The 20,479-nt window shown below is 55.7% G+C and carries 19 protein-coding genes; 5 read left to right on the forward strand and 14 right to left on the reverse strand.

Going from position 1 to position 20,479, the window contains the following annotated elements:
* Positions 1-83: 83 nt before the first annotated feature.
* Positions 84-569, reverse strand: a complete 486-nt coding sequence (locus ACUN8H_RS00580; RefSeq protein ID WP_290695297.1) for a YajQ family cyclic di-GMP-binding protein — start codon at positions 567-569, stop codon at positions 84-86.
* A 245-nt stretch (positions 570-814) separates the two neighbouring features.
* Here ACUN8H_RS00580 and cobO point away from each other — a divergent pair, with 245 nt between their 5' ends.
* A complete protein-coding gene (cobO, locus tag ACUN8H_RS00585; RefSeq protein ID WP_445530263.1) occupies positions 815-1,414 on the forward strand; it encodes a cob(I)yrinic acid a,c-diamide adenosyltransferase in 600 nt (199 codons plus the stop codon).
* Positions 1,415-1,500: 86 nt separating this feature from the next.
* Here cobO and ACUN8H_RS00590 read toward each other — a convergent pair whose 3' ends face one another.
* The 11 genes from ACUN8H_RS00590 to ACUN8H_RS00640 all read right to left on the reverse strand — a co-directional run bounded on the left by ACUN8H_RS00590 (position 1,501) and on the right by ACUN8H_RS00640 (position 14,711).
* On the reverse strand, positions 1,501-2,796 hold the full coding sequence (locus tag ACUN8H_RS00590) for an adenylosuccinate synthase (protein ID WP_290695301.1): 1,296 nt from the start codon (positions 2,794-2,796) through the stop codon (positions 1,501-1,503).
* Positions 2,796-3,992: an ATP phosphoribosyltransferase regulatory subunit gene (locus ACUN8H_RS00595; protein ID WP_445530264.1), complete on the reverse strand. Its 1,197-nt coding sequence runs from the start codon at positions 3,990-3,992 to the stop codon at positions 2,796-2,798. The genes ACUN8H_RS00590 and ACUN8H_RS00595 overlap by 1 nt, the downstream gene beginning before the upstream one ends.
* 199 nt (positions 3,993-4,191) lie before the next feature.
* Positions 4,192-5,088: a protease modulator HflC gene (gene hflC, locus ACUN8H_RS00600; RefSeq protein WP_445530265.1), complete on the reverse strand. Its 897-nt coding sequence runs from the start codon at positions 5,086-5,088 to the stop codon at positions 4,192-4,194.
* Positions 5,089-6,375, reverse strand: coding sequence for an FtsH protease activity modulator HflK (hflK, locus tag ACUN8H_RS00605; RefSeq protein ID WP_445530266.1), 1,287 nt, complete (start codon positions 6,373-6,375; stop codon positions 5,089-5,091).
* A gap of 147 nt (positions 6,376-6,522) precedes the next feature.
* Entirely contained in the window at positions 6,523-7,833 is a 1,311-nt protein-coding gene (gene hflX, locus ACUN8H_RS00610) for a ribosome rescue GTPase HflX (protein ID WP_445530267.1), read from the reverse strand.
* A gap of 37 nt (positions 7,834-7,870) precedes the next feature.
* Positions 7,871-8,119, reverse strand: coding sequence for an RNA chaperone Hfq (gene hfq / locus ACUN8H_RS00615; RefSeq protein ID WP_007114649.1), 249 nt, complete (start codon positions 8,117-8,119; stop codon positions 7,871-7,873).
* A gap of 164 nt (positions 8,120-8,283) precedes the next feature.
* Positions 8,284-9,222 (reverse strand): tRNA (adenosine(37)-N6)-dimethylallyltransferase MiaA, encoded by a 939-nt coding sequence (gene miaA, locus ACUN8H_RS00620; RefSeq protein ID WP_445530268.1) that lies wholly within the window; start codon positions 9,220-9,222, stop codon positions 8,284-8,286.
* Positions 9,223-9,273: 51 nt separating this feature from the next.
* A complete protein-coding gene (mutL, locus tag ACUN8H_RS00625; RefSeq protein ID WP_445531060.1) occupies positions 9,274-11,208 on the reverse strand; it encodes a DNA mismatch repair endonuclease MutL in 1,935 nt (644 codons plus the stop codon).
* A gap of 31 nt (positions 11,209-11,239) precedes the next feature.
* A complete protein-coding gene (locus tag ACUN8H_RS00630) occupies positions 11,240-12,703 on the reverse strand; it encodes an N-acetylmuramoyl-L-alanine amidase (protein ID WP_445530269.1) in 1,464 nt (487 codons plus the stop codon).
* Positions 12,694-13,227 (reverse strand): tRNA (adenosine(37)-N6)-threonylcarbamoyltransferase complex ATPase subunit type 1 TsaE, encoded by a 534-nt coding sequence (gene tsaE, locus ACUN8H_RS00635; RefSeq protein ID WP_445530270.1) that lies wholly within the window; start codon positions 13,225-13,227, stop codon positions 12,694-12,696. The genes ACUN8H_RS00630 and tsaE overlap by 10 nt, the downstream gene beginning before the upstream one ends.
* Before the next feature lie 11 nt (positions 13,228-13,238).
* Positions 13,239-14,711: an NAD(P)H-hydrate dehydratase gene (locus tag ACUN8H_RS00640; protein ID WP_445531061.1), complete on the reverse strand. Its 1,473-nt coding sequence runs from the start codon at positions 14,709-14,711 to the stop codon at positions 13,239-13,241.
* A gap of 136 nt (positions 14,712-14,847) precedes the next feature.
* On the opposite strand from ACUN8H_RS00640, the gene queG reads away from it, so the two are divergent.
* A complete protein-coding gene (queG, locus tag ACUN8H_RS00645; RefSeq protein ID WP_445531062.1) occupies positions 14,848-15,936 on the forward strand; it encodes a tRNA epoxyqueuosine(34) reductase QueG in 1,089 nt (362 codons plus the stop codon).
* Positions 15,937-15,941: 5 nt separating this feature from the next.
* Here queG and orn read toward each other — a convergent pair whose 3' ends face one another.
* Positions 15,942-16,535 carry an oligoribonuclease gene (orn, locus tag ACUN8H_RS00650; RefSeq protein ID WP_445530271.1) on the reverse strand — a complete coding sequence of 198 codons (594 nt, stop codon included), beginning with the start codon at positions 16,533-16,535 and terminating at the stop codon, positions 15,942-15,944.
* 138 nt (positions 16,536-16,673) lie between these two features.
* On the opposite strand from orn, the gene rsgA reads away from it, so the two are divergent.
* The 3 genes from rsgA to asd are packed head-to-tail and all read left to right on the forward strand — an operon-like array spanning position 16,674 to position 19,449.
* Positions 16,674-17,693: a small ribosomal subunit biogenesis GTPase RsgA gene (gene rsgA / locus ACUN8H_RS00655; protein ID WP_445530272.1), complete on the forward strand. Its 1,020-nt coding sequence runs from the start codon at positions 16,674-16,676 to the stop codon at positions 17,691-17,693.
* A gap of 18 nt (positions 17,694-17,711) precedes the next feature.
* Entirely contained in the window at positions 17,712-18,554 is an 843-nt protein-coding gene (locus ACUN8H_RS00660; protein WP_445530273.1) for a sulfurtransferase, read from the forward strand.
* Between the two features lie 10 nt (positions 18,555-18,564).
* A complete protein-coding gene (gene asd / locus ACUN8H_RS00665) occupies positions 18,565-19,449 on the forward strand; it encodes an archaetidylserine decarboxylase (RefSeq protein ID WP_445530274.1) in 885 nt (294 codons plus the stop codon).
* On the opposite strand, the gene epmA is transcribed toward asd, so the two are convergent.
* On the reverse strand, positions 19,446-20,426 hold the full coding sequence (gene epmA, locus ACUN8H_RS00670; protein ID WP_445530275.1) for an EF-P lysine aminoacylase EpmA: 981 nt from the start codon (positions 20,424-20,426) through the stop codon (positions 19,446-19,448). The two genes, asd and epmA, sit on opposite strands and share 4 nt — an antisense overlap.
* Positions 20,427-20,479 lie beyond the last annotated feature (53 nt).

The following is a 20,479-nucleotide window of genomic DNA, read 5'->3' on the forward strand; positions in this document are numbered from 1 at the left end:
TATAAAACGATTATTGCATCATTAAAATATTTGACAGCTCAATAGCACCGCTTAGTTGCGGAAATTATTAGTTGCGGGAATCATTAGTCGCGGAAGTTATCAAACTGAAGCGGCAAATCCGGCCCTTCTTCGCCTCTTAGCAACGTCATAACCGCTTGTAAATCGTCGCGCTTTTTACCCGTCACCCGCACCTTCTCACCTTGGATTTGCGCCTGCACTTTTAGCTTACTGGCTTTGATACGTTTAACCACATCTTTAGCTTCTGCAGCATCCAACCCCTGCTTCAAAGCGACTTCCTGGCGTGCTTTGACACCCGAAAGCACCGGGTCTTGAATATCCATACAGCGTGCATCAATGCCGCGGGCTATCAAGCGAGCACGCAGCACATCCAGCATCTGCTTGAGTTGGAAATCGACTTCGGCTTCCAAATGTACTTTGTCGCCTTCAAGCGTGAAGCTGGCATCGACACCTTTAAAATCAAAACGCGACTGAACTTCACGGTTGGCTTGATCGATGGCGTTAGCGCCTTCGTGCTTATCAAACTCTGACACAATATCAAAAGAGGGCATGATGTAATTCCTGGCAAGACATGGCCACCTATTCTAGAGCAGCCAGCCCCCTACGGGCCAATCCTGTAGCTTTTCTGTTGTTATAAAGTCGAATTTATTTAACAAGCCTTTCATTATATCGAAAAATAGTTGTACGCAAATTAGCCTAACAAGTGTTTACTGACATGTTCAGCCAAGGCGTTACCGCTTAGGATGGCCGACATATTCTCAGCTAGCGTTTTTGAACCCCCTATTTAGGAGAGACCATGAGCGATCGAGACACCCGCCATAAAGCATCAATGGAAAAACTCAAAGCACGCGTCGACGAAAAAGTCGCTAGTGCTGATGAGCAACGCGGCTTAATCATTGTTAACACCGGTAACGGGAAAGGCAAAACCACAGCCGCCTGGGGCACTGTCACTCGCGCCTTAGGGTATGGCTACAAGGTTGGCGTGGTGCAGTTCATTAAAGGGCTCTGGGAGTGCGGTGAGCGCAATCGCTTGGAGGAAGACACTAACCTCGAGGTGGCGATAATGGCCACCGGCTTTACCTGGGACACCCAGAATCGCCAGGCAGACACAGAAGCATGCCAAGCGGTATGGAAAGACGCTGAGCGGATGCTAGCGGACCCAGAAACCTACCTGGTGGTGCTTGATGAAATCACCTACATGCTCAAGTTCGGCTACCTGGACATCGAAACCGTTAAACAAGCGCTGGAAAACCGGCCGACAGAACAGACAGTGATTATGACGGGAAGAAATGCCCACCGCGAGCTAGTCGCCATGGCCGATACAGTGACCGAAATGCAGGAAGTGCGCCACGCTTTCAATAATGGCTTACAGGCGCGCCGAGGGATCGATTTTTAATACCGCTTATAGATGCAAAAGGGGCAACGCCGTTGCCCCTAAACCGTTTAAACCGCATCGGATGCCTACACCCGGCTAGACGTGAATTAACTATCGAAAGGGTTACGCAGAACGATAGTCTCCATGCGATCGGGGCCGGTGGAGATAATGTCGATACTGGTGCCCACTTTCTCTTCGAGGAAACTAATGTAGGCACGGGCATTAGCCGGCAGGTCTTCTACGCGCTTGGCCCCCAGGGTCGACTCTTTCCAACCCGGCAGATCCTGATAAAGCGGTTCAACCGCTTCGTAGCCTTCCGAATCCACCGGGTTATCCAACACGTCACCGTCTTTACTGCGATAACCAACGCAAACGCGGATATTTTCCAAGCCATCCAGTACGTCGAGCTTGGTCAGGCAGATGCCGGAAACCGAGTTGATCTGCACCGCGTGACGCAGGGCCACGGCGTCAAACCAGCCACAGCGACGTGCACGGCCAGTGGTAGCGCCGAACTCGTGGCCACGCTCGGCAAGGTGACGGCCATCGACATCGAACAGCTCCGTGGGGAACGGACCTGAACCAACACGGGTGGTATACGCCTTGGTGATACCCAGCACGTAGTCCAAATAGAGCGGGCCGACGCCAGAGCCGGTGGCCGTGCCGCCCGCCGTGGTGTTAGAACTGGTCACGTAGGGATAAGTACCGTGATCGATATCCAACAGCGATCCCTGCGCGCCTTCGAACAGGATATTCTCACCGGCTTTACGCAGGTCGTGCACCATGCTGACCGTGTCACAGACCATTGGGCGTAGCTCTTCGGCCATTTGCATCGCGCCGTCGAGTACTTCCTGGAAATCGACTGCCGGTTCGCCGTGATAATTCACCAGCACGAAGTTGTGGTAGTCGAGCACTTCGCCCAGCTTGGAAGCAAACCGCTCACGGTGAAGCATATCACCCAAGCGTAGGCCTCGACGGGCGACTTTGTCTTCGTAAGCAGGTCCGATACCCCGGCCGGTGGTGCCAATTTTGGCGATACCGCGGGCTTTCTCACGGGCCTGATCCAAGCGCACATGGTAAGGCAGAATCAGCGGGCAAGCCGGTGACAGACGCAGGCGCTCACGCACCGGCACACCTTTAGCTTCGAGTTCGCGGATCTCTTTGATCAGCGCTTCAGGCGAAAGCACTACTCCGTTGCCGATGACGCAGGTTTTGCCTGGGCGCAAAACACCGGAGGGAATCAGGTGCAGAACGGTTTTTTCGCCGTCGATGACCAGCGTGTGGCCCGCATTGTGGCCACCTTGGAAGCGCACCACCGCAGAGGCGGATTCTGTCAACAGATCAACGATCTTGCCTTTACCTTCGTCACCCCATTGGGTGCCCAGCACTACGACATTCTTACCCATTATGATGCACTCGTCTCTTGTGTCAGGGCCGTTGGCTGCCAACGGCCATTGATAAGCTCAAGACGGCGGTCACAGTCATGCTCCGCCGGCCCAGTACGCTGCCCAGGCAGCGCTTGAATTACGCGTTCCCCTTGCTCACGCAGTGCAACAATGGCAGCGTTGAGCGACTCATCCTGCTGGGCGGATGCCCAAATACTGCCGCGGCTTTCAGCCGCCAGCGCCAACGACGCCAGCTGTTTCAAATCCATCGAGAACCCGGTTGCAGGGCGCGCACGGCCAAAGGCCCGTCCTGTATCGTCATAGCGCCCGCCTTTTGCCAGCGCATGACCATAGCCCGGGACATAGGCAGCAAACATCATCCCTGTATGGTATTGATAGCCACGCAGCTCAGCCAAGTCAAAGTAGAGCGATACGTCAAAACGCGCCAGCACGCCTTGATAAAGTGCCTCTAATTGATCCAGCGCCGCTGTCACCGAGGCAGGTGCCCCCGCAAAACGCTCGCGCGCTTGGCTTAAAATATCGGCACCACCGTGTAATTCACCCAGCGCCAGCAACATATCGGCTAACGCCGGGTCGTTAACGCTAGCACCGACAAGCTGTACAAGCTGCGTCGGCGACTTGAGAGCCAGCGCCTCGAATAGCGCGCTCTCTTGCTCATCACTGAGTGCAGCGGCTTCCACAAGACTGCGGTAAATGCCGATATGGCCGAGTGCTAAGTGGATTTCCTTAGCCCCGGCGGCTTCCATGCTAGCCAGCGCCAGGTGGATAATCTCACTGTCTGCCTCAAGCCCTGCATGGCCAAACAGTTCAGCGCCGACCTGCACCGGACTGCGCCCGCCTTGGTGCTGATCCGCTTTAGCCCTTAGCACATTGGTGCAGTAACAAAGGCGCACAGGCCCCTGACGCTTAAGCGAGTGGGCGTCCATGCGCGCTACTTGCGGCGTTACGTCCGCCGAGGCGCCCATCATCCGACCTGTTAACTGATCAGTGAGCTTGAAAGTCTGAAGATCAAGATCGGTACCTGTCCCCGTTAACAAGGAGTCTAGAAACTCCACCGGCGGCGGCATTACCTGGTCATAGCCCCAGCAATGGTAAAGATCGAGCAGCGCACGGCGCAGCTCTTCCATGCGGCTTGCCTGAGGCGGAAGCACCTCATCCATGCCGTCGGGCAGTAGCCAGCGGTCAGCGATGGTCATGTAAACAATCCTGCAAGACGATGAAGGCCCAACAAACTCAAGCAGTAACGAAGCAATATGATTGCCGACGCCAGCGTTAAATGAGGGCCACAAAAAAACCGGGCGACGCCCGGTTAATGAATTCTATCACGTTTATTGGCCGGATAAACCCCGCCACGTCCTAGGAATGACGAGACGAAGAACACCGGCCTAAAACCACTTACTCGCTATCGCTTTCGCTACCTTCTGGCTCTGGATTACGCAAATAGCGGAAAAAATCACTATTCGGCTCCAACACCATCAGATTGCCATCATCAGCAAAGCTATTACGATAGGCGTCTAGACTACGCCAAAAGGAGAAGAACTCCTGATCCTGGCTGTAGGCTTCAGAGAAGATCGCGGCAGCCTGGGCATCCCCTTCACCGCGTAGGGTTTCGGCTCGCTCATTAGCCTGGGCAAGCAACACCTGGCGGCGACGATCGGCGTTAGCGCGAATTCGCTCGGCCTCTTCTTGACCCTGCGCACGCCACTCACGGGCTTCACGCTCACGCTCAGAGCGCATCCGCTCAAACACCGCTGCCGACACGTCTTCGGGCAGGTCGATCCGCTTAATTCGAATATCGCGGATAGCCACACCAAGCTCTTCACGCATCAGCTCATCGAGCTCTGCAGTGGGGCCGGTCATCAGATCATCGCGACGTTCAGCAATAATTTCCTGAAGATTCAAACGGCCAAACTCGTTACGCAGGCTTTCATCCACGCGCGGCTGAATCAGCCGAATAGCCATTAGCTCATCACCTGCCGTCGCTTCGTAGTAGCGCGTTGGGTTAACCACCTGCCACTTAACGTAAGAATCGACGATAACTGCCTTCTGCTCAAGCGTCAGATAGCGACTAGTGTCGGTATCCAGCGTCAGCAACCGCGTATCAAACTTACGGATGGTTTGCGCAATCGGCACTTTGGCGTGTAAGCCAGGTTGAATATTCTCTTCGATGACTTCACCAAAGCGCAGCTTAACCGCCCGCTCGGTTTCATCTACTACATACAGAGTGTTGCTCGCCAGCCACGCAACGGCAGCCAGACCACCCACTATCAGCAGGGATCGATTATTAATCATTTACCGGCCCTCCCTGCGGATGCCGTTATTACTACTGCTATTCGACGTCGAGGAGCTGCTCTGGGTGCTACGTAAGCGCTCGAGCAGATCAGCATCTAACTGCTCATCGCTGCTGTTCTCGGCATTGCCAGACGATGAATTGCTTCGATTACCGCTAGTAGCGCCACGCATCTGGTCTAACGGTAGATACATTAATGGGGCGTTTTCGCTCACATCCAGCAGCACCTTCGGCGAATTACCAAACACCTCTTCCATCGTGTCTAGGTACATACGTTCACGCATGACCTCCGGCGCATTACCGTACTCGGAAAGCAGTGAGTTAAAGCGGTTGGCTTGACCCTGCGCTTCCGCAACGACCGATTCGCGATACCCTTGGCCCTGCTCAACGAGACGCTGCGCCTGACCCTGAGCTGCAGGGATGATCGCATTAGCGTATGCCATCCCTTCGTTAATCGTACGCTGACGATCTTCGCGGGCGCGGATAACGTCATCAAACGCGTCGATTACCGGTGCAGGGGCCGACGTCGATTCAATGTTAATGGTTTGTAAGCGAATACCAGCACCATAGTTATCGAGATAAGACTGCAAACGGCTTGAGACTGAACTGCCCAGAATCTCACGACCCGAGGTTAGGATATCGATCATGTCAGTACCCCCCACCACGTGGCGCAACGCCGAGTCCAATGCGTTTTCAATCGAAATAGCAGGATCACGCACATTCAGAACGAAATCGCGTGGATTAGCGACTTGGTACTGAGCTGAAATCTCTACTTCAACGATATTTTCATCGCGGGTCAGCATGGACTGCGTTTGGGTAAGTGACCGTACCCGCGTCACATTGACCATACGCACATCATCAATCAATGGCGGATTCCACTGTAGACCAGGCTCAACGATACCTTGGAATTCACCAAAGCGAAGGACAACGCCACGCTCGGACTGGTCCACTAAGTAAAAACCCATGGCCGCCCATATCGCCAGCGCAACAACAACTAGCAACCCAGGCAGTGCAAAGGGATTGCGATTTTTGCCATCACTGCCGCCACCGCCCTTCTTGCCGCCGCCCTTTTTGCTGCCACCCAACATACTATTGAGCTTGTCTTGAAACTTTTTCAGCGCTTCATCCAAATCAGGAGGTCCTTGGTTGTTGCCTCCTTTATTGCCATTGTTGCCGCCATTGCCACCATTATTACTGCCACGGTTGCCATCGCCATCGTTTCCACCGCGTCGGCCGCCACTACTCCAAGGGTCATGCTGGTTGCCACCACCAGGCTCATTCCAGGCCATACTTCGTCTCCACTAAGGTATTCGCTAGCGCTGATGCCACCGCATGACGCGTTAGCATCGCACTTTGATATTATTGCTTTATAAAACTTGTACCATCTTTATACAATTTAGAATACAGATAACGCTTTAAAATGCGCAATGAGCCGCTTACCACTCATCAACTTCCCGCAACGCTTCGGGTAAATAGTGGTTGGCACGCTCACCTAGTTGAGCCATTAATTGGTTGAAATCACGCCGAGGCAATCGAACATCCAGTACCGAATGCCCTTGCTCATCAAACGCTTCCTCACGAACAGCATTAAGTTCATGCAGGCCAGCACGCAGCTTACCCTGCTCAGGCGTCAGTGTCAGCGAAAAGCCAATGACATCGTTTGCCAAACGCTCGCTCAGGGCCTCATGCAATAAATCCAGCCCCTGGCCCTGCTGAGCCGAGAGCCAAACGACTTCCGGCACCCCATGGCCATCTCGCTCGATACGGGGCGCGCTGTCGAGCTTATCGATTTTATTCATGACCTTGAGAACCGGCACATCATCAGCGCCGATCTCTTTTAGCACTAGCTCTACCTGCTCTACGTTTAACTCACGGTCTGGGTCTGCCGCATCAATCACATGCACCAGCAAGGACGCTTCTGAAGCCTCCTGAAGCGTGGCCTGGAACGCTTCTACCAATTTATGCGGTAAGTGGCGGATAAACCCAACGGTATCAGCCATCACCACAGGCCCAACGTCTTCAACTTCAAGCCGTCTTAGCGTCGGGTCGAGCGTCGCAAACAGTTGGTCAGCGGCATACACTTCGGAATTCGTTAACGCATTAAACAGCGTTGATTTACCCGCGTTGGTGTAACCCACCAACGAGACGCTATGAATTTCAGCGCGGGCACGGGCACGACGGTTCTGGTCACGCTGGCTGCGCACTTTATCCAATCGTTTGTGAATGGACTTAATCCGCCCACGTAACAAACGCCGGTCCGTCTCGAGCTGTGTTTCACCAGGACCCCGTAGGCCAATCCCGCCTTTTTGGCGTTCAAGGTGTGTCCACCCGCGTACCAAGCGAGTCGACATGTATTCAAGCTGGGCAAGCTCTACTTGCAGCTTACCTTCATGGGTTCTTGCCCGTTGCGCAAAAATATCGAGAATAAGACCGGTACGGTCCAACACTCGGCACTTGAGCTCTTGCTCAACATTGCGCTCTTGGGAGGGACTTAAGCTGTGATTGAAGATCACCAACTCGGCTTCATGAGCGGCGAGCAGTGCCCGCAACTCTTCCAACTTACCTGAACCGATAAAAGTGCGCGAGTCAGGTCGATGGCGGCTGGCAGTGAGTAGAGTCGCAGGCTCTGCACCCGCAGAGCGTACGAGCTCTAGAAACTCACCCGGGTCTTCACGTTTTTGCTCATCATGGAAATCGACATGAACAAGAACTGCCGTTTCACCGGCGTCTGGGCGTTCGAAAAACAATCAATACCTCGTGGAATCTCTTGCTTATCCAGCGGTGTTAAATCTCCGCATCCTGCTCTGCCGGGTCTTGCGCAGGCAAGCGTACGTTGCGAGACGGAACCACCGTAGAAATAGCGTGTTTATAAACCATCTGGCTAACGGTATTGCGCAATAAAATAACAAACTGGTCAAACGATTCGATCTGGCCTTGTAACTTGATGCCATTGACCAAAAAGATGGAGACCGGAATGCGCTCCTTGCGCAGAATGTTCAAGTAAGGGTCTTGAAGGGACTGCCCTTTGGACATGTTGCTCTCCCTAAAACTGTCGTTGGGGTTAATTTTCAAATGGCGTGCCCTACTAGTGCTACGCCGCAATCTTTTGCCTGGAAGGCCTAATGTCGTCGAAAGTATCTAACGACCCTTCGAAAACATACGCTTACTAAATCGCTATCCTAACGGACTATCTTACGCTAAGCACCGCTTTCACGCACGATTTTCAACACCTTATCAAGCGCGTCAGGGCGTTGAGAATCTACCCACTCGAGCGATGGCCAACTTCTTAACCACGTTAGCTGACGCTTGGCGAGCTGGCGAGTGGCAATGACACCCCTTTCTACCAGTGTGGCATAATCATATTCACCTTCGAGGTATTCCCACACTTGGCGGTACCCCACACTTTTCATCGCTGGCAGGCCTAAATGTAAGTCATTACGCTTTTTGAGGGCAGCGACTTCATTTATCAAGCCCTCCGCCATCATTAGTTCAAAGCGCTTGGCGATGCGTTGATGTAAAAGGTGACGGTCACTCGGTGCCAATGCAATCGACAACACGCGCCATGGAAAGGTTTCCCGCGACTGCTCTGCCCATAACTCACTCATCGGACGCCCGCTGGCATAGTACACTTCGAGTGCGCGCATTAAGCGTTGCGGGTCGTTGGGATGAATGCGCTGAGCGGAAACGGCATCCACTTCGGCTAAGCGCTTATGCAGCGATAAAAGCCCCTCTTTTTGCCACTTCGCTTCAAGCTGCTGGCGAATAAGCGGGTCTGCAGCAGGCAAGTCCGCCACCCCTTCAATTAAGCGCTTGTAGTAAAGCATCGTGCCGCCTACCAAGAGAGGCACATTGCCCGCCGCGCTGATTTGTCGCATCAAAGAGAGGGCATCTTCGCGAAAATCAGCCGCAGAGTATGGTGATGCTGGGTCGCGGATATCGATCAAGTAGTGAGGGGCTCGGGAAAGCTCAGCCGGGCTAGGTTTGGCGCTACCAATATCCATGCCGCGATAGACCATCGCCGAATCAACGCTGATCAGCTCATGTCCCAAGCGCTCATGTAGCGCCATCGCGGTGTCGGTTTTCCCGGCGGCCGTCGGACCCATCAAAAAAATCGCCCAAGGGCGCGTATCAGCCATGCGCGGGTAATGCTCCACTATTTATCAATCATTAAATTTATGATCGTGCCGCTACTGCCCTCTTAAGAACAGCCGATCAAGCGCTTTTAGGCCCATCTGGGTCCAGGTGGGTCGGCCATGATTACACTGATCACTGCGCTCCGTGCGCTCCATATCACGTAGCAGAGCATTCATTTCATCAATAGTGAGCCGCCGATTGGCGCGCACGCTGCCGTGGCACGCCATGGTAGAGAGCAGCTCATGCAGTCGAGCCTCGACCTGATGCGTGCGCCCATAGCGCGCCAGCTCTTCTAACATCTGACGCACCAACGCTTCGGGGTCTGCCTGTGAAAGGAGCGCTGGCAATTGGCGCACCAGCAGCGTCTCTGGGCCAGCGACATCCAGCTCGATACCTAACTTAGCAATCGCTTCTTGCTCGCTCTCAGCGGTCGCCACCTCTGCCCGACTGGCGGCGATGGAAACAGGCACTAGCAGCGGCTGGGCATCTATGCCTTTAACCGCGGCTAGCTGTGTTTTCATCCGTTCATAAACGATCCGCTCATGAGCGGCATGCATATCTACCAGCACCAACCCCTGAGCATTCTGAGCCAGGATATAAATACCGTGCAGCTGGCCCAGCGCAAACCCAAGCGGTGGCGCCGCCGTGGGGTCGTTATCAGGCATCGCCAGTGGGGCTTCACGCACTTCACCGCTTTCTGTACCCGTGGTGTTCGCCTGGGGTGTTAACAGCGTTTCTTCATGATTGGGATGCAGCGCTTGATAGCCCTGCATAAAGCGGCGCACACGCTCAGCACCTGGGTGGCGATGTGGCGAGTGAGTAAGCGCAATGCCCTGTTGCTGCCAACGCGGCTGCTCGGCGTTTTCACCCACCCCCGCTTCTCCCTGGGGCGGCTGTCCACGCTCTTGCTGCTGAGAAGCAGCTAAATCATTTGCCTTTTCGACGCTATTTTGTTCATCGCTTTCTGCAGGCTTAGAGGATGCCAGACAGTGATGCAGACTGGAGTACAGAAAATCATGCACCATGCGGCCATCGCGAAAACGCACTTCATGTTTCGTCGGGTGGACATTGACGTCGACAACGTCTGGGTCAAGCTCCAGATAGAGTACAAACACCGGATGCCTGCCGTTAAACAGCACATCGCGATACGCCTGGCGCACCGCATGGGCCACCAGGCGGTCGCGCACCACGCGCCCATTAACGAAAAAATATTGCTGGTCAGCCTGGGAACGAGAATGAGTGGGCAGCCCCACCCAACCGCTTAGCCGTAAACCTCCCGCTTCGCGTTCGATATAGCGGGCGTGCTCAATAAAGTTTTTACCCAACAGTGAAGCAATCCGCCGTTCGCGAGCGGCCGCCGAGTGCCCCGGGGGAAGCTGGTGAATCACTTTTTGATTGTGGCGTAACACCCAAGCGATGTCGTAGCGTGATAGCGCCTGACGGCGAAAGGCTTCTTCCACATGCGCGAATTCGGTCTTTTCGGTGCGCAGAAATTTGCGTCGGGCGGGGGTGTTAAAAAACAGGTCGCGCACGCCAACGCTGGTTCCCCGGGGGTGAGGTGCCGGCGTTACTCGCGCCTCCATGCCTCGACCTTCCGCGACTACCCGCCACCCATAGCGGGGGTCTTCCTGCGCGTTAGAAATGAGCTCCAAACGAGAAACAGAGCTAATCGAGGCCAACGCCTCGCCCCGGAAACCTAACGAGCTAACGCCTTCTAAATCTTCCAAGCTACCGATCTTACTGGTGGCATGGCGCGCCAAAGCAAGCGGCAAATCATCTTCGCCGATACCAATACCGTCATCACGCACCTTGATAAGCCGCGTGCCGCCTTGCTCAATTTCAACTTCAATGCGCTGGCTGCCGGCATCGATCGCGTTTTCTATCAGCTCCTTGGTGACCGACGAGGGGCGCTCAACCACCTCGCCAGCCGCAATCTGGTTGGCTAACCGTGGGTCGAGTACCTGAATACGCGGCGTAGCAGCGGTCATCTCAGTCAACACAACACCTCAAGAACGATTTTTATGAACGGGGGATTTGCAACACTTGGCCGACCCGTATCACATCACCATTAATATCATTGGCCTGCTTCAGTTGATTCACCGGCACACCGTGACGAACAGCTATCGCCGACAGGGTATCGCCTGACTGAATACGGTATTCGTTCCCCGAAGGGCGACGTTGGTTATCGCGTTGCCATGCAAGCAAACTAGCCGGCGGCGGGTAACGCTGGAAGTGGTCGCGCAAGCCACTGAAAATCGCTTGAGACAGACCTCCCTGGTGCACCGGATCACGCAGGCGGCGCTCCTCGTCCGGGTTAGAAATAAAACCAACCTCGATCAATAGAGAAGGAATATCTGGCGATTTCAACACCATGAATCCGGCCTGTTCGACCCGCGATTTGTGCAACCGATTCACCCGCGCCAACTGTTCCAGCACTTGCCCGCCAATCGAGAGAGAGTCATTCAAGGTGGCGGTCATGGTGAGATCTAACAAGACGCCGCGCAGCACCTGATCCTTATCGCGGAGTGATAAACTCCCATCGACGCCGCCGATCAAATCGGAGCGGTTTTCGCTATCCGCCAGCCACTGAGCGGTTTCCGAGGTAGCGCCACGTTGAGAGAGCGCATAAACCGAACTGCCTTGAGGGCGAGGACTGGTAAAGGCGTCGGCGTGAATGGAGACGAAGAAGTCCGCCTTCTGCTCGCGGGCCAGTGCGGTGCGCTGACGCAGCCCAATATAGTAGTCACCATCGCGGGTTAGCACCGCCTTGAAGCCCGGCGTACCATTGACCTCAGACGCCAAACGACGGGCAATTTCCAGCACCACGTCTTTTTCACGGGTTCCTGAAGGGCCGATGGCCCCGGGATCTTCGCCACCGTGCCCAGCATCCACAGCAATAATGATATCTCTACGCGGATGCGGTTTGGCCTCCTGCACTTCAGCCGGTGCTTCGTTGATTGGTGGCGCTACACTCCCCGGCAGTTGTGCTTGGGCAGTGGCGCGCTGGGCCTGGATTTCCTGCTCACGAATCATCGCCTCGATAGGATCAATGGGATTCTCAACCGCGCTTTCACCCGGATACTCAAGATCCACCACCAGCCGGTGCCCGTATTGATCGTTCGGCGTCAGGGTGAAATGGCGTGGCTCGACGGCGCGATTGAGCTCGAGCACAACGCGCAAACCGCCGCCTTCACGGGTACCCGTTCGCACCGATGTAATGGCACTGTCGTTAAGGGGCAAGGTATCCGGGTCAGTATCCATTTGCGTATCGTCTAAATCGATCACTAAACGCTCAGGATTTTGTAATGAAAATACATTAGCACTGGTGGCCGCAGATAGGTCAAATACCAGACGCGCGTGATCAGGCGCCGCCCACAAGCGCATGCTTTCGACGCTGGACGCCTGAACGTTGGCCGCCGCAAGGGCAAAGAAACTAACGGTCAATAGACGATATACACGAGCCGCAGCGGCCTTCATTTCCATTGAATCACACCATTCTCCAACTGATCGTCGCTTACCTTACTTGCTCCACCGGCTAGGCTTGCTTCCGGGGCCTGACGCTCAAGCAGTGTCAGGATACGCGCGCCCAAATCACTGCAAGCCGTTAAAGTGATCAAACGGCCTTGAGCAGCCACTTCCAAAGCAAGGCGCAGGTCAGGCGTGGGTAACCACCCTTCTCCCCGGCTGGGCCACTCAATAATACACACTGCCTCGTCGGCCAATACATCGCGGCCACCGATAAACTCAAGCTCTTCAGGATCGGATAAGCGATACAGATCTAAATGATACACTCGCTGAGAGCCCAGCTCGTAGGGCTCTACCAGCGTATAGGTAGGACTTTTGACCGCGTCCTGGTGGCCATAAGCTTTCAAGATGCCACGGGTTAAGGTGGTTTTGCCCGCGCCTAGATCACCTTCAAGGAACACCAGCCCACGGCGTTGCAATGCATGCCCTAGCGCTTCACCAAACGCGACCTGGGCCTCTTCATTATCTAGTTGCACCTGCATGGGGGCTGCCTTCACGGATTAATCAATTTTCGCGCATAGGATGCCAGATCACTGGCCAGCAAGCCACGTTCACCTTCATGCGCTGCCGCACGATCAGCTGCTAACGCATGCACCATGGTGGCGAGCCAAGCACTAAGCTCGACATCACCACGCTGCGCTACTATGGCTCCCAACATGCCGCTGAGCACATCCCCCATCCCACCGCTGGCCATACCAGGGTTTCCATAGGGACACACCACTAGACCACTGGGACCCGCAATCAAACTCCCTGCGCCTTTCAAAACTACCACGCCGCCACGTGCCCGCTGTAGCGCCTGGGCAGCGGCAGGCCGATCAGCCTGGATATCCGCCACAGAACACCCTAGTAGCCGCGCGGCTTCACCGGGGTGAGGTGTCAATATCCAGTTGTCGCGCCGTACCTCTGGCCATTGGCGCGCTAATAGATTCAGCCCGTCTGCATCGACGATCAATGGCGCCTCTGACTGCAGCGCACTCTGTAATATGGCCTGCCCCCAGGCTGCTTGCCCAAGGCCAGGGCCAACCACGACAACATCAGCCGTCGCAGGTAGCTCAGCGGCTTCAGCACCGCCACGAATGCCATGAGCCATTACTTCAGGGCAGCGCACCAAACTCGCCGATATGTGTTCCGGTGCTGTCGCCAGACTCACCTTGCCCGCCCCAAGACGTGCGGCGGCCTGACAGGCCAGCAGCGCCGCGCCACCAAAGCCGGGAGCGCCCCCCATGACCAACACATGGCCCATCGAGCCTTTATGGCTCGTGCGCAGGCGCGGGGCAAAGGCATCGATCAGTAGCGAATCGTCAAGCCGCCACGCCGTGGCGGGAATATCAAAATACGCCTGGGACTTCACCCCCAACGGACGAAAATCGATCTCGCCGGTGTAAGCGGGCGCATCGCCCGTATGCAAACCGATCTTATCGCCGATAAAGGTCACCGTGCAGGTGGCCTTAACGGCAAGGCTTGGCACAGCACCGGTGTCGGCGACCAACCCAGAGGGAATATCAATGGCGAGCACCGGCCGTTGAGCGGCATTGACCATTTCGATGGCCCGCCGAAAGCGACCCTCAACGTCACCCGTCAAACCGGTGCCTAGCAAGGCATCAATAATGACTTCGCCCGTCAATACAGTGCCTGCCTCCCACTCTTCACAACCCACGCCCGCAGAGGTGGCCAATTGCGCAGCTCGGGCGGCGTCGCCGCTTAGCTCATCCAAGGGCTTGAGCGTCACTCGCTGCACCTTGAGGCCAGACTGCATGGCCAGTGCTGCCAGCACATGACCGTCGCCCCCGTTATTACCACTTCCACACATCACGGTTAAGCTACGTGCCTGTGGCCAGCGCGAACGAAAGCTGTGCCAAGCGCTTGAGGCCGCGCGCTGCATCAATGCAAAACCATCGATACCACCGGCGATAGTTCGCCGATCCAGCTCGCGCACCTGGGCGGCTTTGTAGAGAGGGCGTAGCATGGAAGTATTCGGGATCGTCACGATCTCTCCTTTCACATGTTTTGATAGCTGCCGATGCGTTAGCATAGCGCGCTTAATGCCTTGCTGTTGATTGACTATGTCTACTTCCACTGCCTTTGCACGTTCTCATCGTGCAATGACTGACCAGAAAATTGCCCACCTTGCCGACCTGATTAAAACCTGGGGGCGAGAGCTGGGCTTTCAGCAGGTCGGCATTACCGATACTGAGCTGTCGGCCCATGAGGCCCATCTCGATACGTGGCTTGAAAAGGGCTACCACGGTGAAATGGGCTTTATGGCCAAGCACGGTACGAAGCGTACCCGCCCGGCGGAGCTGGAACCCGGCACACAGCGCATTATCAGCGTGCGCATAGATTATCTTCCCGCTGAGGTGGAAAGCACCAAGGTACTGGGCCAACCCAACCGCGCCTATGTTTCCCGCTACGCTCTCGGGCGTGATTATCACAAGCTAATACGCAAACGGTTAGCCCTATTAGCAAAAAAAATTGAACAAGAAGTCGGGCCTTTTGGCTACCGCGCTTTTGTAGACTCTGCCCCCGTCATGGAGCGCGCCTTAGCGCAAAAGGCCGGATTAGGCTGGTTCGGCAAGAACGCGATGCTGCTGAATCCAAAAGCAGGCTCACTGTTTTTTCTGGGTGAACTTTATACCGACCTTCCCCTGCCAATCGACGCGCCGTTTGAGCAAGAGCACTGCGGCAGTTGCAGCGCGTGTCGTACCGCCTGCCCTACCGGCGCCATTGTTGATGACAAGGTGGTCGACTCGCGCAAGTGCATTTCGTATCTGACCATCGAACTACACGGCGCCATCCCCGTCGAGTACCGCCGCGCCATGGGCAACCGCATTTATGGCTGCGATGACTGCCAGCTGGTCTGCCCTTTTACGCGCTTTACCCGCACTACCCAGGAAGATGATTTTGCCCCACGCCACGATCTGGATCGTGCCTCGTTAATCAGCCTGTTCTCCTGGAGCGAGGCGGAATTTCTGGATAAAACCGCTGGCAGCCCCATACGCCGAATCGGCTATGAACGCTGGTTGCGCAATCTCGCCATTGGCCTGGGCAACGCGGCCTGGAGCGATGCCGTAGAAGCCGCGCTTTGGGCGCGCCGCGCCTACCCAAGCGCACTGGTGCGTGAGCACGTCGCCTGGGCGCTTGAGGAACAGCGCCTCAAGCGCGGCAGGCGTATTGCCACCGATATGTCTTAACCGCTTTACTCTTCTTCGTCGCTTTCCTGCTCAACGCGCAAAAATGTGCTGCGGTAGTGCGCAAGCTCGGCAATCGACTCTTTAATATCGTCCATCGCCAAATGCACGTTACGTTTTTGAAAGCCTGCCAGCGCGCCGGGGTTCCAGCGTTTAGCCACTTCTTTCAAAGTCGACACATCGAGATTTCGGTAGTGAAAAAAGTCGAGTAGCGCAGGCATTTCACGCTCTAAAAAGCGCCGATCCTGGTGGATGCTGTTGCCACACATGGGTGAGGAGCCCGCCACCGCGTACTGTTGCAAAAATGCCAGAGTTTGCTGCTCGGCTTCAGCCGTTTCCATATGACTGGATTTGACACGGGCGACCAAGCCCGACTCGCCGTGGGTTTTCTGATTCCAGTCGTCCATTTGTGCCAGCAGGCTATCGGGCTGCTTCACCGCAATGATCGGACCCTCGGCGACCACGTTTAAGTCTGCATCGGTAATCAGCGTTGCCACCTCGATGATGCGCTCCTTATTAGGATCGAGCCCCGTCATTTCCAGATCAATCCAGACCAGCAGATCATCCCGTGGCGCCATCGCCGCTGTCGTATCGTTGCTCATTACCGTTATCCTTTTTGCCCATGTTGGCTATTAATAGCCTGTCAGTGTGCCTTAAATAGGCTTACCAAGCAGCTATACAGGACAGCTTGGCTACTTGGTAGGTACAATGGCCTCTATTGTACCGAGCATCAGGTGGTCATGAGCAAACGTAAATTAAGTCGTCAGCAGCAATGGCGCGTCGAGAAAGTCCAGGCGGAACGGGCTCAGCGCGCTGAAAAGCGTGATGTCCAGGACGCTGAAAAACTCGCCGCTGGTGAATACGGCGCCGAACAGCCGGGCCGTGTAGTTGCTCACTTTGGCCGCACCCTGGAAGTACGTAATAGCGATAATGAACCGGTGCGCTGCCACCTACGCGCCAACCTGGACGGCTTAGTCACCGGCGACCGGGTCATATGGCGTGCCGGGCAGGAAGGTTCTGGCGTAGTGGTGGCTCGTGAAGAGCGTGAAAGCGTGCTTAAACGCCCCGATGCCCGTGGCCAGTTAAAGCCAGTGGCCGCCAATATCGATCAATTATTGATCGTGTTCGCAGTGGAGCCCGCACCTCACGCTAACCTTATCGATCGCTATCTGGTCGCCGCCGAAGCCACCGGCATAGCGCCGGTGCTGGTACTCAATAAAACCGACTTACTACCCGAAGATGGTGGCGAGCTAGGCAAGCTGCTGGAGCGTTATCGCGATTTGGGTTACACCGTAGTACGTACTACTACCGCCACCGCCACCGGGCTAGATGAGCTGCGCCACCAGCTTGAGGGGCGAACGTCGGTATTCGTTGGCCAGAGCGGGGTTGGCAAGTCTTCGTTGATCGACTTGCTGCTACCGGATGAAACCCTGCGCATTGGCGCGCTGTCAGAAGACTCTCGCAAGGGCACGCATACCACCACCACGGCGCGCCTCTACACGATGAGCCGCGCCGAGGTAGCTGATGGCGATGTCATCGACTCACCGGGTATTCGCGAATTCGGTTTAGTTCATCTCAATGAGCAGGAAGTCACCGACGGGTTTATCGAATTTCACGACTACCTTGGCCACTGCCGCTTCCGTGACTGTCGCCACCGTAATGAGCCCGGTTGCGCTTTACTCGCGGCGGTTGAGGCAGGCAAGATTCATCCAGCACGCTTTGCCAGCTATCGACGTATTCTTGATAGCTTGGACGGCTAACGTTGACAGGAGTTACCCATGAGCACTGAAAACCAGTCGTCGGAAGTCAACCTTCTACCGCTGATTATTGAACCAGAGCAGCTGCAGGCCCATTTAGATGATCCCCAACTGCTGATTATCGATGTACCGGTCAACGGCGACAGCTACCGTCAGGGCCACGTGCCAGGTGCTATTTTCCTCGACTTCCGCTACTTGATGCGTGGCGAAGGGCCGGTACCCAGTGACGTGCCCAGCGTAGAAGCACTTTCGCGCCTGTTCAGCGCATTAGGGCTGACCCGCGACACCCACATAGTGGCCTACGATGACGAAGGCGGTGGCTGGGCGGCACGCCTGTTGTGGACATTAGAGCTCATCGGCCATACACGTTACTCCTATTTGAATGGCGGCATACACGCGTGGCGCGCGGCAGGCCTAAGTGAGAGCACCGAGCCTACCGCCCCCACCCAGAGCGACTATCAAGCTGAAATTCTCAATCCCCAGACACTGATCACCTGCGAAGAGATCAAAGAAAAGCTGGACGATAAACAGTTCGCGGTATGGGATGCGCGCTCCAAGGAGGAGTACGAGGGTGTTCGAGGCAACAACAAATACCTCGGGCATATTCCGGGGGCGGTCAATATGGACTGGCTCCACGCCATGGATCGCCAGCGCGCGCTTCGCATTCGCGATTACGCCGAGCTCATCACCGAACTGGGCGCCCTAGGCCTGACCCCCGACATGGAAATCGCTACCCATTGCCAAAGCCACCACCGCAGCAGCTTTACCTGGTTGGTAGGCAAAGCGCTAGGCTTTACGATGCGCGGCTATGCGGGCTCCTGGGGCGAATGGGGCAACCGCGACGACACCCCGATAGAGAAGTGAAAATATTACTGTGACTCTTTCCCAAAAAGCTTTTTCGCTACTTCAATACCCATTGCCCCAGCACACACTATCGCGTCTGACGGGTAAGTTTGGCGAGTGTGATAACCGCTGGGTAAAAAGCCCCCTGATTAACGCCTTTATCAAACACTTCAATGTCGACATGAGCCAGGCGCTGGAGCCTGACCCCAGCGCCTACGCAACGTTTAACGCCTTCTTTACCCGCGCGTTAAAAACCGATGCACGCCCATTAGGCGAGGGAATATTGAGCCCTGCCGATGGCACGCTTTCGCAATATGGGCGCTTGCAAGCCGGCCAACTGGTTCAGGCAAAGGGCCACACTTACTCCGCGCAAACGCTGCTGGGCGGCGATACCAGCCTGGCAGAGGAGTTTCTCGGCGGCAGTTTTGCCACGGTGTATCTCTCCCCACGGGATTACCACCGTGTGCACATGCCGGTGACCGGCACGCTGAGAGAAATGATCTATGTGCCGGGCAGGCTCTTCTCGGTCAACCAAGCCACTGCCAACTATGTCCCGGGCCTGTTTGCCCGCAACGAGCGGCTGGTGTGTATCTTTGATACTGAGCACGGCCCCATGGCGATGGTATTGGTGGGCGCGATGATCGTCGCGGCCATTGAGACTGTCTGGTCGGGCCAGGTAACGCCGCTGGCTGGCCAGCCTCAACGTATGCAGTTTGGGCAACCCATCACGCTGGAAAAAGGCGCCGAAATGGGTCGCTTCAAACTGGGTTCTACCGTCGTGATGTGCTTTACCAAACCGGTTAACTTTGCTGACTACCCTAAAGGTGTCATGGTCAGCATGGGGCAATCGCTGGGCAATATTGATTCTCCCACCCCTGATAGCGATGCGCCCCTCACAAGCGACACAGCGGTTTAGCAGCGAGGCGTAGAAAAGGCGAGCACGTCTTCCAGGCGTGCTTTGCCTAGCGCCAGTTGGATGAGGCGATCAATCCCCAGCGCCACGCCCGCACCGGCTGGCATGCCGTGCTCCAGCGCAGCCAACAAACGCTCGTCAATGCTCACTTCCGGCAAGCCCAAGCGGCGACGCTCGGCGTTGTCGTCTGTAAATCGTTTACGCTGTTCAGCGGCATCGGTCAATTCTTGATAGCCGTTGGCCAGCTCAATACCATTCAGGTAGAGCTCGAAGCGTGAAGCCACCCACTCCCCCTCCGCATCCTGGTGGCGTTGTGCCAGCGCGGCCTGGCTGGTGGGGTAATCGACCACCACACTCAGTTCATGCTGGCCTAACTGTGGCTCGATCACCATGCTCATGAGCAGGTCAAGACAGGTATCGCGGCCCTCACCGGCCAACGATTGTGCAGACATTTGCGCCCGCTCGGCGGCAATCAATCGCAGCTTTTCCAGCGACGTGTTAAAGGGGTCCACCTCTAGGTGGGTATGGAAAAGTTCTCGGTAGCGGTAATGCACGACTGGGCCTGGGAAACTGGGAAGCAGCGACATGACCAGGGTAGCCGTCTCATTAATCAGCTTGTCTAAGGTAAACTGCGGCCGGTACCACTCCAACATGGTGAACTCGATATTGTGGCGCCCCCCTACTTCACCATCGCGAAAGCTTTTGGCGAGCTGAAAAATAGGGCCACTACCAGCAGCGAGCAGACGCTTCATATGAAATTCAGGCGAGGTTTGCAGCCAGAGTTTACGCTGACCTTTGTCGGTGCGGGCAAGCGTCGATAGCGAGACCAAATGCACGTCGGTGCTGCCGCCCTGCCCCAACACAGGTGTTTCCACTTCTAGCACATCACGCTGGGCAAAAAATGCCCGCACTTTGGCCATTAACCGCGCACGCTCGCGGAGCGTTTCAATCGACGCCGAGGGTTGCCAATCAATGGCCATCACTACTCCTTAGACAAGCTTTTTTTGAAACCAGTTTCTGGAAATACGTTGGG

The sequence above is a fragment of the Vreelandella sp. V005 genome (assembly GCF_052645115.1).